The 16203-nt window shown below is 68.9% G+C and carries 11 protein-coding genes; 6 read left to right on the top strand and 5 right to left on the bottom strand.

Going from position 1 to position 16203, the window contains the following annotated elements:
• Positions 1-5: 5 nt before the first annotated feature.
• The 3 genes from ACYU7G_RS03265 to ACYU7G_RS03255 all read left to right on the top strand — a co-directional run bounded on the left by ACYU7G_RS03265 (position 6) and on the right by ACYU7G_RS03255 (position 6466).
• Positions 6-1298, top strand: a complete 1293-nt coding sequence (locus tag ACYU7G_RS03265) for a glycosyltransferase (RefSeq protein ID WP_461104718.1) — start codon at positions 6-8, stop codon at positions 1296-1298.
• A gap of 159 nt (positions 1299-1457) precedes the next feature.
• A complete protein-coding gene (locus tag ACYU7G_RS03260) occupies positions 1458-4604 on the top strand; it encodes a beta-N-acetylglucosaminidase domain-containing protein (protein WP_461104716.1) in 3147 nt (1048 codons plus the stop codon).
• A gap of 845 nt (positions 4605-5449) precedes the next feature.
• Positions 5450-6466, top strand: coding sequence for a Gfo/Idh/MocA family protein (locus ACYU7G_RS03255; protein ID WP_461104714.1), 1017 nt, complete (start codon positions 5450-5452; stop codon positions 6464-6466).
• A gap of 154 nt (positions 6467-6620) precedes the next feature.
• Here ACYU7G_RS03255 and ACYU7G_RS03250 read toward each other — a convergent pair whose 3' ends face one another.
• The 3 genes from ACYU7G_RS03250 to ACYU7G_RS03240 form a co-directional block, all read right to left on the bottom strand.
• The gene (locus ACYU7G_RS03250) at positions 6621-7748 is read right to left on the bottom strand and encodes a transglycosylase family protein (RefSeq protein ID WP_461104712.1); all 1128 of its coding nucleotides are present in this window, start codon (positions 7746-7748) and stop codon (positions 6621-6623) included.
• Positions 7749-7912: 164 nt separating this feature from the next.
• Positions 7913-10123 carry a heavy metal translocating P-type ATPase gene (locus ACYU7G_RS03245; protein ID WP_461104710.1) on the bottom strand — a complete coding sequence of 737 codons (2211 nt, stop codon included), beginning with the start codon at positions 10121-10123 and terminating at the stop codon, positions 7913-7915.
• A gap of 45 nt (positions 10124-10168) precedes the next feature.
• Positions 10169-10378, bottom strand: coding sequence for a heavy-metal-associated domain-containing protein (locus tag ACYU7G_RS03240; protein WP_461104708.1), 210 nt, complete (start codon positions 10376-10378; stop codon positions 10169-10171).
• A 493-nt stretch (positions 10379-10871) separates the two neighbouring features.
• Between ACYU7G_RS03240 and dnaB the strand changes: the two genes are divergently transcribed.
• Together dnaB and ACYU7G_RS03230 are read left to right on the top strand one after the other, a co-directional pair.
• A complete protein-coding gene (gene dnaB / locus ACYU7G_RS03235; protein WP_461104706.1) occupies positions 10872-12242 on the top strand; it encodes a replicative DNA helicase in 1371 nt (456 codons plus the stop codon).
• 74 nt (positions 12243-12316) lie between these two features.
• Positions 12317-13651, top strand: coding sequence for a Fic family protein (locus tag ACYU7G_RS03230; protein ID WP_461104704.1), 1335 nt, complete (start codon positions 12317-12319; stop codon positions 13649-13651).
• 8 nt (positions 13652-13659) lie between these two features.
• Here the strand turns inward: ACYU7G_RS03230 and ACYU7G_RS03225 are convergent, their stop codons facing one another.
• The gene (locus ACYU7G_RS03225) at positions 13660-15375 is read right to left on the bottom strand and encodes a cation:proton antiporter (RefSeq protein ID WP_461104702.1); all 1716 of its coding nucleotides are present in this window, start codon (positions 15373-15375) and stop codon (positions 13660-13662) included.
• A gap of 111 nt (positions 15376-15486) precedes the next feature.
• On the opposite strand from ACYU7G_RS03225, the gene ACYU7G_RS03220 reads away from it, so the two are divergent.
• A complete protein-coding gene (locus ACYU7G_RS03220; RefSeq protein ID WP_461104700.1) occupies positions 15487-15768 on the top strand; it encodes a DUF2277 domain-containing protein in 282 nt (93 codons plus the stop codon).
• On the opposite strand, the gene ACYU7G_RS03215 is transcribed toward ACYU7G_RS03220, so the two are convergent.
• A complete protein-coding gene (locus ACYU7G_RS03215; protein ID WP_461104698.1) occupies positions 15750-16199 on the bottom strand; it encodes an NUDIX hydrolase in 450 nt (149 codons plus the stop codon). The two genes, ACYU7G_RS03220 and ACYU7G_RS03215, sit on opposite strands and share 19 nt — an antisense overlap.
• Positions 16200-16203 lie beyond the last annotated feature (4 nt).

The raw sequence follows: 16203 nt of genomic DNA, 5'->3' as shown, positions 1-16203 counted from the left end.
ACCACGTGACCAGCCACTTCTCACCCGGTGCGTCGTCGCGTCGGCTCAAGGTGGCCCAGTTCACCGACAACTACGGTCCCGGAAGCAACGGCCTGATGTTCGCGGTGCAACAGCTCGAGGGCAACCTGCTCGACGCGGGCCATGAGACCGTCGTCGTCGCTCCCCGCGCCAAGGGCCCCAACCCGCACTTCGGGCGCGAGGGCCGCACTGAGATCCGGCTGCCGTCGGTGCGGGTCCCGAGCCTGCCGACGCGCGTGGCCAATGGGCGGCACTTCGAGCGCACCATCGAAGAGATCGGCCGCATCAAACCGGACGTAATCCACGTCCACGGCTTCGGGCCGGTGGGGGTGCTGGGCGTGTGGGCGGCCAAGCGCCTGGGCATCCCGCTCATGCTGACCTGGCACACGGACTTCGACGCCTACGCCAACCACTACGCAGCTATCCTGCCGCTGCTGACGCAGGTGGTGAAGGCGTTCATGGGCCTGTCCCGCGGCGAGCTGTTCGACTCGCAGGACCTGCGCGCCGCCGTCATCCGGTTCGAGGACCGCGGCAAGTCCACGGCGTCGCTGCTGGGCATCTGCCAGAAGATGCTGGAAACCGCGGACCTGATCACCTCGCCGTCGCCGAAGACCGCGGCGCGCTGCCGGGAGATCGCGCCCGGGGCGAACGTCGTCGTCGTGCCCAACGGCGTGGACGCGCTGCCGCCGGGCCCGCCCCCGATCCCGAAGCCGGACGGTCCGCTGGTGCTCTACGCCGGCCGGATCGCCCCGGAGAAGGACCTGCCGCTGCTGGTCAACGCGTTCTCGCTGGTGGCCACGCAGCGTCCCGACGCGCGTCTCATGGTGGTGGGCGACTGGCAGCAGCACCCCCGCGTGAAGCGCGTTCTGGCCGACGCCCGCGCCACCGGCAAGGTCATCCTGCCGGGCGAGCAGCCGCGCGACCTGCTGGGCGCGTTCTACCAGATGGCCGACGTGTTCGCGTTCCCCAGCCAGACCGACACGCAGGCGCTGGTCCTGCACGAGGCCGCGCTCGCGGGCCTGCCGATCGTCTCGGTCGACCCGGGCCTGACGCTGGTGATCGAACCCGGCGTCAACGGCGAACTCGCACGCCCCACCCCCGCCTCGATGGCTGCCGCCCTGCTCCGCGTGATCAACCGCCTGGACGACGAGGAGTGGCTGGCTGGGGCGGCCGCGACGTCGAAGCGGCTGGCCTCCCAGTGGAGCATCGAGTCCCAGGCCGCCGAGATGCTGCGGCTCTACGGTGAGGTCGCCGTCATGCGGGACGCCGTCGCCGCCTAAACGCTTTCGCGCAGCACCGCCGTTCACTTTCCAGCGGCAGCATGCCCAATTCTTCCGGAGTCCCCCGCTATTCACGGACAGCTCCTTAGAGTGGCGTTGCGGATTCCGTGCGGCACCTCGTCGTCGAGCGTGCCTCCCAGCTCTCCCAAGGAGATCCCAGTGACTGAGACCCCGACCAAGCACAACCGCTGGCGCCCGCTGCTGGCGCTCGCTGCATGCGCTTCCCTGGCCCTTGGCGGCATCGCCGCCCCCGATGCCTCCACCCCGGCTGCCGCAGACCCACCGGGCGAGGCGGTGGAACCTGCCGTGTCCCCGGTGCCGCAACAGGCCACCTACTCCGGTGCCACCCTCCAGCTACCTGCCGAGGTGCTCCTGACCACCTCCCCCGACGTCGACGGACCCGCGCTGGCCGAGCTCCGAGCGCTCCTGGGGGACCATGGGGTGACAGTGCGGGAAGCCACCCGGTCCCCAGCGGCGGAAGACGTGCTGGTGGTGCTGGGAGACCGCGGTGACGATTCCGTCGCCGCCGGACTGGATGGGCTGCAGCTTTCTGTTCCCGACGCTGACGAGGCCTACGCACTCGGCGTCGACGCCGACAGCCGGACCATCGTCGTGGCTGGCAGCGACGGCGCCGGCCAGTTCTACGGCGTGCAGACGCTGCGGCAGCTGTTGGCAAGCGGGGACGACGGCGCGGCCACAGCCACAGAGGCCAGGATTCAGGACCACCCGGCAATGCCGCTGCGTGGCACGGTCGAGGGCTTCTACGGCCCCCGTTGGAGCCACGCGGGCAGGCTGGACCAGTTCGAGTTCTACGGCGACACGAAACTCAACACCTACATCTTCGCCCCGAAGAACGACCCCTATCACCGCGCGCAGTGGCGCGACCCGTACCCGGCCGACCAGATCGCCGAGATCGGCGAGTTGGTGGCGGCGGCGGATGGGAACCACGTGCACTTCACGTTCGCCCTCTCCCCCGGCCAGTCGATTTGTTACTCCTCCGAGAGTGACTATGAGGCGCTTGTGGCCAAGCTGGACCAGGCATACGCCGTGGGCGTGAGGTCCTTCTCCGTCCCGCTCGACGACATCACGCTCAGCTCCTGGCACTGCGACGCGGACCAGGAGGCCTTCGGCAACCCGTCGGCCGGCACCCACGGTGCGGCCCAGGTGCAACTCCTAAACCGGCTCAACGCCGAGTTCGTGGGGACCCGCGATGATGTGGAACCGCTGCAGACCGTGCCCACCCAGTACAACAACGTCACCGAGAGCCCGTACAAGACTGCTTACCGCACGGGTCTCGACAAGGACGTCGTGGTGATGTGGACCGGCACCGCAACCGTCCCCGTCCACATCGGCGTCGACGATGCACAGGACTTCCTCGACGTCTACGGCACGCAGGCCTTCCTTTGGGACAACTACCCCGTCAACGACTTTAAGCGGGCCGCCGGCCGGCTCCTGCTCGCCCCCTACCAGGAGCGCGAGGCGGGGCTCGGGAAGGTCCTCGACGGCATCGCGTCGAACCCCATGAACTACCCGGCAGCGAGCAAGCCGGCCCTCTTCACCATCGCGGACTTCACCTGGAACGACGCCGCCTACGACCCCGCCGCCTCGTCGCGCCGGGCCGCCGAGTACCTGGCCGCCGGTGACGCCGCGACGGCGGACGCGCTGATGCTGCTGTTCGACCTCAACTCCTTCGGTCCGGGCTGCACGCCCAAGTGCGCCGACGCTGAGGGACCGGGCTGGCTGCCACCGGCACCGGAGCTCACCCGCAAGATCGCCGAGTTCGAGGACGCTTGGGCACGGGGCAGGCACGCCGAGGCCATCGCAGGACTGCGCACCGTCGCGGCCGCGATGCAGGCCGCCCCCGTCACCATCCGGGCCGGGGTCTCCGACCAGTTGTTCCTGGAAGAGACCGCACCCTGGCTGGACGCCACCAATGGGTGGGGACTCGTCCTGGAACAGGTACTCGACGCCCTGGCCGCAGCCGTGGACGGTGACCTCGACGCCGCCGCAGCAACCGCCGATACCGCCGAGGCAACCATGGTGAGCGCCCAGAGCACGGTGATCGGCAAGGACCAGTTGTTCTACGCCGGCCGCCTAAAACTCGCCGACCAGGTCCTGGACCGCTTCGCCGTGGATGCCCTGCTGCGGGTGCGCAACTGGGACCTGTTCGACGGGAACGTCCGCAACCTGGCCGCTGGATCGAACGTGTCCGCGTCCAGCGCCTACGGAGACCAGGACAAGTTCCGCCCGGCCAACGCGATTGACAGCACGTGGCTGCCGAAGGGCGTCATCGACGAGCGATGGGGTTCCCAGTACACGAAGAGCGACCCCTCGCTGCACGACGACGAGTGGCTGCAGGTGGAGCTGGCCGAGCCCAGCGTCGTGCCGCGGGTGGAGATCCGCTGGGAGGGTGCCTGTGCCACGACCTTCCAGATCCAGACCTCGCTCGACGGCGCCGACTGGACCAGCACCGAGTTCTCGGGCGTGGACGAAGGCAACGCCTGCATCACGCCACAGGTGATCGACATCCCCGCGGACGAGCCGGTTCTCTTCGTCCGCATGCAGGGCGTAGAGGCCAGGACGAACTACGGGTACTCGATCTTCGAGTTCATGCCCATGGGTGTGCCCGCCGTCGAGGACCTCGCACGGACGGCCAGCAGCACTGCTGCATCCTCCGTCGAGTACGACAGGGTCGACTTCCAGCCGCAGTACGCCATCGACGGGGACGTCCACACACGTTTCTCCTCATGGCGCAGCGACGACGAGTGGCTGCAGCTCGAGTTCGACAGGCCGATCCGTGCGGACCTGGCCCGGCTGTCCTGGGAGGTCGACGGAGCCTGCGCCGCGGCCTACAAGATCCAGACCTCCAGCGACGGCCAGAACTGGACCGACGTCGCCGACGTCTCGGAGTCGACCTGCGCCACGGACGTCGTGGCCCTGGAGGAGACCGGGCCGGTGCAGTACGTGAGGATGCAGGGCGTGGAGCGTGCCAGCAACTACGGCTACTCCGTCTTCACGTTCTCGCTGTTCGCGATGCAACCCGTCGTCGTGACGCCGGCAGCCCCGGAGTTCGTCGACGAGCCGGGACGCGGCCAGGACCGCTACGTCATCCCCGCCACGCAGGGCGTCGAGTACCTCGTCGGAGGCGAGGTGGTCGATGCCGGAACCTACCGGAGCAAGGAGGACGTCACGGTGACGGCACGCACGTTCGACGGCTGGGTCATGGACGAGGCTGCCAAGAGCGAATGGGGATCCGAGTTCTCCACGGGCCGGCCGGGCGGCTGGACCCCTCCGGGCCAGCGCTGACCCGGCACCGCTGCCCCGGCGACGGTCCCCGCGCACCCAAGTGGGGCTGTCGCCGGGGCAGCGGCGTCCTTGCACCGTGGGAAGCGCCCGAAACGGGCAGCCAGCGCCCCTGTTGTCGCCCGGCACACCCACCATGAGATCGTCGCCGTCGGCTCCGGCGCCGAACGCATCGCCGAGTCCGCCGTCCGCTTCGGCAACATGCCGAACTCCAACTTGCTCCCCCATCGAGTCAGACTCAACTCCTAGAGTGGTCGTACTGAATCCCCGCGACACGCCTCATCGTCGAGACGTACCTCTCCGCCGTCCTAAGGAGGCTCCAGTGCGCACGACCCCGGCCGAGCACCGCAGCCGGCCCCGGACACGCGCAGCCTCAGCATGCGCCGAGCCCCTCGACCCACCCGTGGCCCGTCTCGTAGACGGCCTCCCGAGGAACCCGCGACAGATTCTGCGGGCCCACTCGTTTGACTGGTTGGAGGAACCAGATCCCCTTGGGCGCGAGCCCTCCTGGTTTCCCCGCCCGACGACGGGTCCCCGGACCACCCCCGGGGACCCGTCCTCCACCGGTCCGGCAATGCGGCCGGGCCCGGTGCCGCCACGGACGAGGGAAGTGACATGACCAGCGCCTCCGCCGACGTTCCCGAGGAGGACCAGGGACTCCGACGGCACCCGCACGAGTGTGCCGTGGTGGATCCTGCCGCTGCTCGGCGGCAGCACCGCCATCCTCCTGCTGGCACGGCCCCGGCGGGCCACACGGACCCCGCGGTGACGCCTCGCCTTGCGAGGGCCGGAGATCCCGTTTGGTGGGCACCCTGCCCGCGTCCACGAACACTGCATAGTCTCGTCCCATGACTCTTCCGCTGCCCCGCACCCCGCACCCCTCCGAGGCGCCTGCCATCCGCTGGGGCATCCTCGCCCCGGGCGGGATCGCGAACGCCTTCGCCGACGCTATGCGCAAGCACACCCGACAAGACATCGTCGCCGTCGGCTCCCGCTCGGCGGAGCGCTCGGCCGAGTTCGCGGCCCGCTTCGAGATCCCACGCCACTACGGCTCCTACGAGGAACTGGTGGCCGACGACGCCGTCGACGCCGTCTACGTCGCCTCCCCGCACAGCCACCACGCGGAGCAGGCGCTGCTGGCGATCGCGGCCGGCAAGCACGTGCTGGTGGAGAAGGCGTTCACGCCCACCGCGGTGGAGGCCCGACGGGTGGTGGAGGCCGCCCGCGCGGCCGACGTCACGCTCATGGAGGCGATGTGGGCGCGCTTCCTTCCCCACTACGACATCATCCGACAGCTGTTGGCCGACGGTGCGTTCGGCGAGCTGGAGGTGCTCACCGCGGACCACGGCCAGTACTTCCCCCTGGACCCGCAGCACCGCCTCTACAACCCCGCGCTGGCCGGCGGCGCGATGCTGGACCTCGGCGTCTACCCGGTCTCGTTCGCGTCGTTCGTCCTGGGCACCCCGGGCAGGGTCAACGCGACCGGCACCCGGGCCGAGACGGGCGTCGACAGGCAGGTCTCGATGGTCTTCGACGGCTACGCCGACCACCCGCACGCCCACGCGCTGCTGAACACCACGCTGCACTCCCGCACTCCCACCCGCGGGGCGATCAGTGGCTCGGACGGCACCGTCGAGCTGGCCAACGGCTTCTACGGGCCCTCGCCGATCCGCTGGGTGCCGCGCGAGGGCGAGCCCGAGTGGTCGGCCGAGCCGGAGATCCGGGGACATGAGGGGCTGGCGTTCCAGGCAGCGCACTTCGCGCGGCTGGTGACCGATGGACGCCGCGAGTCGGACCTGCTGCCACTGGCCGAGACCATCGCCATTGTCGAGACGATGGAGGAGGCCCTGCGGCAGGTGCCGTGAGGCAAACAGGAAGGCACTGCACCACTTTCGTGGGCAGTGCCTCCTCCGCACTCTCGTACGGATAAGCCGGGCCCCGACGGTGCGGGGGAACACTCGCCGGGGCCCGACAGCTCAATTGAACCGCGAGATGCGGTCAAAAACCATGGTGGTTTCCTCAGGCGCAGCTCCAGGGCTGGGTTCCGCGCTTGGCGTAGAGGCGATTCGCGACGGTGATCTGCTCGGCGCGGGTGGCCTGGTGCGGGTAGGCGGCGAAGTCCTGGCCGTTCACGGAGCGCCAGGTCTGCAGGTCGAACTGGAGGCCGCCGTAGTAGCCGTTGCCGGTGTTGATGTTCCAGCGGTTGGTGGACTCGCACTGCGCGATCCGGGTCCACATCGCCTCCCGGGACAGGTCCAGACCGGCGCCGGAGGACGAGGACGACGAGGAGGAGCTGGTTGCGGCCGGGGCCTGGACCACCTTCGTCCCCACGGTGGTCACCTGGTGCACGGGCTGCACCGAGACGACCTTCTCCGCGAGGGTGGAGTCCACCAGGACGCCGTCCTCGTAGGTGTCGGTCCAGGTCTCGCGGAAGGAGCCCTCGACGCCCTTGGTGGTGACCTTTTGGGTGCCCTTGGTCAGCTCGTCGGACTTGACCTCGTGCTTCTCGAACGCGATCGGGGTCATCTCCGTGCGGGCCTTGGCCTCGACGTCGACGAAGACGATCTCCATGCCGTCCTCGAGCACCGTGTCCGCGGCGGGGGTGAGCTTGTCGTCGTCGTCAGGGGTGATGCCGGCCTCGGCGATCACGTCGCCGACGGTGCCCGCGATGGTGAGCTGCGACGGCTGCCCGGCGACGGTGAGCGTCACGTCCTTGGCGGTGGCGATCTCCACGGACAGGCCCTCGCGGCCGATGGCCGAGGAACGGGAGGTGGAGTACTTGGAGTCGTCGGCGTTGAGGTTCAGGTAGCTGAGGGCCTCGTCGAGGGTCTGCGCGGTGGTCCAGACCTCGCGCTTCTCACCGTCGACGGTGACCTCCAGCGGGCGGCCGTAGTTGACGGTGATCTCCAGGTCCTGGGTGACCTTGGAGTCCTGCGCGGGCAGGACGACGTCGTGCTCGCCGATGGTGATGCCCTCGAGTTCGAGGACCTGGGCGACGGTGTCCTCACGGACGGCCATCGAGGTGGCGACGCCGTCGACGACGAGGACGACGTCGTTCTTGTGCAGAGCCGTGGCGACGCCGGCGGTGCCGACGAGCGCCAGCGCTGCCACGCCGGCTGCCACGGGGATCCAGATCTTCTTGGCCATACGGGTACTACTCCAGTGAATCTGAGGGGGTGCCGGAGTCGTCCGGCCGTATCAGGTTAACCCGAACCTGAGGGATTCCCAAACTCTTTCTGAGAATCTCTCAGCATCACGCCCCGGGTGCAGACGGAGCCGAGCGCCCCATCCGCAGGCCAGGCCGGCGGAGGCTACCGCTGCTCGGCGCGGAACGCCTTCAGCCGGAGGCTGTTGAGCACCACGAAGACGCTGGAGAACGCCATGGCCGCGCCGGCGATCATGGGGGTCAGCAGGCCCACTGCCGCGATCGGGATGGCCGCGACGTTGTAGGCGAACGCCCACACGAGGTTGGACTTGATGGTGCGGTCCGTGGCGCGGGAGAGGCGCACGGCATCGACGACGGAGGCGAGGTCGTCGCGCATCAGGGTGATGTCGCTGGCGGCGATGGCGGCGTCGGTGCCCTGCCCCATGGCGATCCCGAGGTCGGCGCTGGCGAGGGCGGCGGCGTCGTTCACGCCGTCACCCACCATGGCGACGTTGCGGCCCTCGGCACGGAGCTCGGCGATCACCTCCGCCTTGCCCTGCGGGAGGACGTCGGCGTGGATGTCGGTGACGCCCGCCTCGTCGGCCACCTTCTGCGCGGCGTGGCGGTTGTCGCCGGTCAGCAGCACGGGGCGCAGGCCCAGTTCGCGCAGCCGGGAGACGGCGGCGGCCGCGCCGGGCTTGAGCTCATCCCCGACGACGATGCGACCGAGGTAGCTGCCGTCGAGGGAGACGAGCACCTCGCTGCCCACGACGTCGCTGGCGGCGGCTTCGGCGTTGGTGACGAGCCGGGAGTTGCCCACCCGAGCGTCGCCGGTGCGGCCGTCGATGGTGACCCGGGCGGTGACGCCCTGGCCGGCGATGATCCGGAAGCCCTCGGCACGGGCGCCGTCGGCCCCGGAGGCCCGGGCATGCTCCACGACGGCGCGTGCAATGGGGTGCTCGGAGCCGGCCTCGACGGCGGCGGCCACGGCCAGGAGTCGTTCGGGGGCGACGTCTTCGGCGGGCTCGGTGGCCAGCACGGCCATGGTGCCGGTGGTGAGGGTGCCGGTCTTGTCCAGGACGATGGTGTCGATCCGGCTGGCCTTCTCCAGCGACTGCGCGCCACGGATGACGGTGCCGAGCTGGGCGCCGCGGCCGGTGCCGGCCAACAGCGCGGACGGGGTGGCCAGCCCGAGCGCGCAGGGACAGGCGATAATCAGGACGGCGATGGCGGCGGTCAGCGCGAAGGTGAGACCGTTGCCGAGGAGCAGGTGCGCCAGGAAGGTGACGGCGGCGACGCCGATCACGGCGGGCACGAACCAGCCGGTGACGCGGTCCGCGATGCGCTGGGCGTTGGACTTGTCGGTCTGCGCCTCCTCCACCAGGCGTGCGATCTGCGCCAGCTGGGTGCCGGCGCCGACGGCGGTGGCACGCACGCGCAACAGCCCGGTGGTGTTGAGGGAGCCGCCCACCACCTGGGTCCCCGGCGCCACCTCCACGGGCAGCGACTCCCCGGTGATGATGGACGCGTCCACGGCGGAGTGCCCCTCGACCACCTCGCCGTCGGCAGCGACCTTCTCCCCCGGCCGCACGACGATGACGTCATCCACCGCGAGCTGGTCGACGGCGACGGTGACCTCGGCACCGTCGCGCAGGACCGTGGCCTGCTTGGCGCCCACCTCGAGCAGGGCCCGGACCGCAGCACCGGCCTCCTGCTTGGAGCGGGCCTCGATCCAGCGCCCCAGCAGCAGGAAGGCGATGATGGCCGCGGCGGCCTCGAAGTAGATGGCTTCGAGGGGGTCGGTGCTGCCCAGGGACAGGGTGAACTCGTGGCGCATCCCGATCATGCCGGCGCTGCCGAAGAGCATCGCAACGAGCGACCACCCGAAGGCGGCGATCGTGCCGATGGACACCAGGGTGTCCATGGTGGTGGAGCCGTGGCGCAGGTTGTTCCAGGTGGCGGCATGGAAGGACCGGCCGCACCAGAACACGATCACGGCGGTGAACACCAGCGCCGCCCACTGCCAGCCCGGGAACTGCAGCGGCGGCACCATCGAGACCGCGACGACGGGGATGCCGAGCGCGAACGCCAACAGCATCCGGGGGCGCAGGACCTGCGCCTGGTCCGGCCGGACGACGTCGGGGGCGGTGGGCCTGGCGTCGTAGCCGGCGGCGCGCACCACCTCGACGAGTTGCTCGGTGGTGACGCCATCCGCGGCGCGGACGCTCGCCCGCTCCGTGGCGAAGTTGACGGTGGCCGTGACCCCACCCACCTTGTTGAGCCGCTTCTCGATCCGGTTGGCGCACGACGCGCAGGTCATGCCCTCGATGTCGAGCGAGACGGGACTGCCCGTCGGCTTCTCTGTGGTGCTGGTCACAACTCTCTCCTAAGTGCGCCGCTGGAGGCGCGAAGGTCGTTCCTGTCAGGCTTGGGCGACGACGTACTCGCCGGCCTCCTCGACCGCGGCGACGATGTCGGTGAAGGCGATGGGGGCCTCGGACTCGACGGCCATGGTGCCGCCCTCGAGCTTCACCTCGACGTTGTTGACGCCGGGGATCTCGGAGACCTCCTCGGTGACGTGGTTGACGCAGTTGCCGCAGGTCATTCCGGTGACGGTGTAGTTGGTGATCATGCTCTGGTTCCTCTCGTCGGGGTTGCTGGGGGCCGGCTGGGTCCGGGACCCGTTGCCGATGGTGCCACCTCTCAAACCAACTATACCCCCAGGGGGTATGAACGCAAGACGGCCCGCACGCCATCAGGTTCTCCACACCCGCCCGAGACCCTGTGGAGAAACCAAGGGTGGCGAAAGTGGCAGCGAAACCGCCATGACAGGCCCTTCAGCCCCGGCCCCACAGGCTCCTATGCGCAACGACGGATGGTTTATAACGATTCGGTAACGCTGGTCCCGGCGTGTCGGGATCTTCTTTCCACAGCCCCCACGCCTGCGAATCCACCGCTTCCCACAGCGCTTCAACAGACTAATCCACGCCGCCGGGCAGGTTGTCCCCAGCTTGTCAGTGGTGACAGGTAGACATGGGGGAGGGTCGCCGGGCGTGGACTAACGTGGGCCTTTTCCGGCACACGTGGCCCGGATAGAACACGACTGATCAGGAGGGTCACGCAGGATGTCGGTACAGCACATCAACACTGGTGGCGGCGGCGCGGCGGTCAACGAGCTGGACCGCACCCCACCCCAGGACCTCGCCGCGGAGCAGAGTGTCCTGGGCGCCATGATGATGAGCAAGGACGCCATCTCCGACGTGGTCGAGGTACTGCGCGGCGTGGACTTCTACCGGCCCAACCACGAATCCATCTTCGAGGCCATCATCAACCTCTACGGGCGCGGCGAGCCCGCGGACCCGATCACGGTGGCCGGTGAACTCGGCAAGCAGGGCGAGCTCAGCAAGATCGGCGGCGCCGTCTACCTGCACGACCTGCTGGCCTCGGTCTCCATCGCGGCCAACGCCTCCTACTACGCCGAACTCGTGCGCGAGAAGGCCATCCTGCGCCGGCTCGTGAACGCCTCCATCCGCATCGCCCAGCTCGGCTACATGGGCCAGGGCGAGGTGGACAACATCGTCGACGAGGCCCAGCAGACCCTGTTCGAGGTCACGGAGAGCAAGTCCTCGGAGGACTACAAGAGCCTGCGCGAGTTGATGGAGCCGACCTTCGACGAGATGGAGGCCATCTCCAACTCCGGCGACGGCCTCTCCGGTGTCCCGACCGGGTTCATCGAGTTCGACCGCATGACCAACGGCCTCCACGGCGGCCAGATGATCATCGTCGCCGCCCGCCCGGGTGTCGGCAAGTCCACCTTCGCCCTGGACGTGTGCCGCTCGGCGGCCATCCACCACGACATGGCCACCGCGTTCTTCTCGCTCGAGATGAGCCGTACCGAGATCGTGATGAAGGTGCTCTCGGCCGAGGCCTCGGTGCCGCTGAAGAAGATCCGCGGCGGCAAGATGGACGAGTCGGACTGGCAGCGCATCACGGACAAGTCGGTGCAGATGACGGACAAGCCGTTCTTCATCGACGACTCCCCCAACCTGACGATGATGGAGATCCGCGCGAAGGCTCGCCGCCTCAAGCAGCGCCACGATCTCCGGTTGATCGCCATCGACTACATCCAGCTGATGACGTCGGGCAAGAAGGTCGAGTCGCGCCAGCTCGAGGTCTCCGAGTTCTCCCGCCAGATCAAGCTCCTGGCCAAGGAACTCGAGATCCCGGTGATCGCGCTCAGCCAGCTGTCCCGAAACACCGAGCAGCGCAAGGACGGCATCCCGGCCCTCTCGGACCTGCGAGAGTCCGGCTCGCTGGAGCAGGACGCGGACATCGTGATGATGCTGCACCGGCCCGAGATGTACTCCCAGAACCCCACCGACGAGGAGCGCGGGATCGCGGCCTTCCACATCCCCAAGCACCGAAACGGCGAGACCGGCAAGATCGACGCCCTGTTCCAGGGCCACTACTCGAGGTTCACCAACCCGCCGTTCTGACAAACTGTCAAACTTCACGGCACTGACTGTCAATTGACTGTCAAAGTCACACACTTTGACAGTAGAGTGGGTGGATGGTTTCTCAGCCCACCACTCCCCCGAACTGGCGTGCACTGCTGCAGACGACGCCCGGGCCGTTGCTACTCCAGATCATGGAAGCCGGCAGGGGTGACGGCGACTACGCCCCTTGGGACAAGGTTCGCCGTCGGAGGGCTCCCGACGGACTCACATCCGAGCAGTGGTGGCTGGGGATCAAGCTCAGCCGGACACAGCAGTACCGGGAGGTCGAGTTCAGCGACGTCAAGGGCAATCCCTTCGTCTACGGGCTGCCCGACACCGTTCTCTCTGCGCTTGACGACGTGAGTCGACGCGCAGGCGGCACGGTGATGGCACCAGAGTTGGTGGCGAACCACGCGACCAGGGATCGCTACCTGATCAACTCCCTGATCGAGGAGGCCATCACGTCCTCTCAACTCGAAGGTGCGGCCACCACCCACCGCGTGGCCAAGGACATGCTGCGCACGGGCCGCCCCCCGCGAAACCATGGCGAGAGGATGATCGCCAACAACTTCAGAGCCATGCAGTTCGTCCGCGACAACGTCTCCGAAGAGATCACTCCTGCGATGGTCTCGGAACTGCACAGGATCGTGACCGAGGGCACACTCGAGAACCCCTCCGACGCCGGGCGGCTCCAACTGCCGGGCGAGCCACGGGTCGGGGTGTGGAGCAACACGGACGACGTGCAGGTCCACGTGCCGCCACCGGCCGAGGAACTCCCAGCCAGGCTCGACCGATTGTGCCGGTTCGCCAACGGGGCTGGTGACCACCGGTGGATGCACCCCGTCCTGCGGGCCATCATCGCGCACTTCATGGTGGGCTACGACCACTACTTCACAGACGGGAACGGGCGAACGGCGCGCGCCCTGTTCTACTGGGTCGCTCTCAAGAACGGGCTCTGGCTCATGGAGTTCGTGGCAATCTCACGCATCCTTCGCGACGCACCAGCACGCTACGCCCGCGCCTACCTGCACACGGAGAGTGACGACGGTGACTTGACGTACTTCGTGCTCCACCAATTGGGTGTGATCCAGCGATCGATCGACGACCTCCACGAATACCTCACTCGCAAGGCACGCGAGGTGCATGAAGCCAGGCAGCTGGTCTCCGGCCTCTCCCTGAACCACCGACAGATCGCCGTGGTTGAGGGATCCCTGCGGGACCCGTCGCTCGTTGCGACAGCCGCCTCGCACGCTGCCAGCCACGGTGTGGCACTCGCAACCGCCCGCAGCGACCTCAGGAGCCTGACCGAACTGGGTCTACTGGAATCCCACCATCGGGGAAGGGCTGAGGTCTGGCGGCCCGTGCCGCACCTGGTCGCCGTTCTGGAGCGGCGCCGCTCCCAGCGGTGACGGGGCCCTCACCCCCGGTCGCCGTGGAGGATCGAGGTGTCCATCGCCAGTTCCTCGGCGTCCAGGCCCCTGAGCACCTCGCGCATGACCTCCTCGTCGATGGTTCCGCTGTCCCGTTCCCGCACCAGGACCTCGCGCTGGTGGCGGATGAGCTTGCGGCGCAGTTCGGAGATGTCGGCCACCGCGGGCCGTCCGAGGGCGTCGTCGGCGACCTCCTGGAGTGCGTCGTCCTCCTGTCGGTCGGCGCGCGTGTGCATCAGCTCCAGCATCCGCTCGATCCGCTCGGCGCCGAACTTGGCTGTCAGCCGTTCGCGCCCGGACTCCAGGAACTCGATCCCCTCGGCCGCGGTGATCCGCATCACCTCGCGCTCCTGGGCGCGGTCGCGACGCTCCTGGTCCGGGTCGCTGACCCCCAGCGACTTGATCACCAACGGGAGCGTGAGGCCCTGCAGCAGCAGCGTGCCGATGGTGACGAAGAAGGCGACGAAGACAATCAGGTCGTGTGCCGGGACCGGGATGCCGGAGTCCGTGATGGCGGGCACTGCCGCGGCGGCGGCAAGGGTGACCACGCCCCGCATCCCGGTCCAGGACACCACGAACAGTTCGCGTGCCGTCATGGGCGGTTCCGGTCTCAGCAGGGTGCGACGCCCGCGCCACCGGACGTCGAGCGTGCCGTCGGCCTCGGCCTGCGCCCGCCGCCGCAGCATCCGCTGCCGGCGACGCTCCTGCGCGTCCCCCTGGAGCCGGGAGAAGTAGTAGGTGGGGTAGATGAAAGCGGGCCGGACGAGGACCACGACCGCCAGCACCACCGCCGCCACCCCCATCGGCACCCAGACACCGCGGCCGCCGTCGGCGAGGCCTTCCGCGATGGGCTTCATCTGGAGCCCGATGAGGGCGAAGACGAATCCCTCCAGCAGCAGGTCGACGGCGGACCAGACCGGCCGCTCGGTGATGCGGGCGGCATAGCCGGTCTTGGGCGAGTTGTAGCCGATCCAGAGGCCCGCGGCGACGACGGCGAGCACGCCCGAGCCCTGCAGTTCCTCGGCACCGATGTAGGCCAGGAACGGGACCAGCAGCCCCAGCAGGGTCTCGACGACGGGGTCCTGGATGCGCATCCGGATCCAGTGGAACACGACGCCCAGCACCAGCCCCACTGCGATGCCCACGGCGACGGCGAGCGCGAAGATCCCCAGGTCCTCCCAGACCGTCAGCGACGCGCCGCCGATGACCAGCAGGAACACCTTGAACAGGGTCAGCGAGGCGGCATCGTTGATGAGGCTCTCGCCGGAGAGCACCGTCATCACTGGCCGCGGCAGGCCCAGCTTGCGGCCGATCGCGGCGGCCGAGACGGCGTCGGGAGGGGCGACGATGGCGCCCAGCAGGAGCGCGGCGGGCAGCGTCATGTCCGGCACCAGCAGCCACGCCACCAGTCCCACCACGCCTGCGGTGACCACCACCAGGAAGATCCCCAGCCGCGTGATGTGTTTGCGGCTGCGGGCGAAGTTCAGCAGGGAGACGTCCAGGGCAGCGGAGTAGAGCAGCGGCGGCAGGACGAGAGTGAGGATGACGTGCGAGTCGATCTCGAACTCGGGAACCCCCGGGATCGCGGCGACGACGAGCGCCACGCCGGTGACCAGCAACGGCGCCGGCCAGCCCTTGTGCCTGGCCACCGCCGTGAGCCCCACGCAGGCGGTGAGGAGCAGGATCATGGGTAGGAACTGCACTGGCGCTCCGATCTGTCGGTCGATCGGCGCCCGCACCAACTCGTCGCCCGTTTGGGCACCGAATCGATCCTACGACGCCTCCCACCGCTGCCTGCGGCGTAGCGTGGAGGCATGTGCCGAAACATCCACACGCTCCACAACTTCGAGCCCGCGGCCACCTCCGACGAGGTGCACGCCGCGGCGCTGCAGTACGTGCGCAAGATCGCGGGCACGACGAAGCCGTCCAAGGCGAACCAGGAGGCCTTCGACAAGGCCGTCCACGACGTCGCCCACGCCACCCAGCACCTGCTGGACGCGCTGGTCACCAACGCGCCGCCGAAGAACCGCGAGGAGGAGTACGCCAAGGCGCGGGCGCGGGCCGAGAAGTCCGGCCGCTACGCGACCGCCCGCTGAGGACCGGCCGCGAGGGCGACGTCGATGATCCCCGCGTGCGGCAGGCCGGGGAGGTCTGCGATGGGGATCCACCGCGCGTAGTCCGTGGTGCCGTCCACCTCGGTGGTGCCGAGCTCGCCCCCGACGACGGTGGCGGCCAGGACGAACCGCTGCGAGCGGAAGGGCTTGTGGCTCAGCACGGAGCGTTCCAGTGTGAAGTGGTCCTCCGCGATGATGGGCCCCACCTCGACGTGGTAGCCGGTCTCCTCGTACACCTCGCGCACGACGCCGTCGTGGAGGGTCTCGTCGAACTCGATGCCGCCGCCCGGCATGGTCCACGTCGGCTCGGAGCCGCTGACGCTGCCGTTGAACCAGCTCAGCAGGATCTCGCCGGCGTCGTTGGTGATCAGCGCGTAGGCGGCCAGTCGGGTGTCGTACTCGGTGAAATGCACCCCA

This window comes from Tessaracoccus terricola (assembly GCF_054776555.1).
This window is presented reverse-complemented; position numbering and strand designations above follow the sequence as displayed.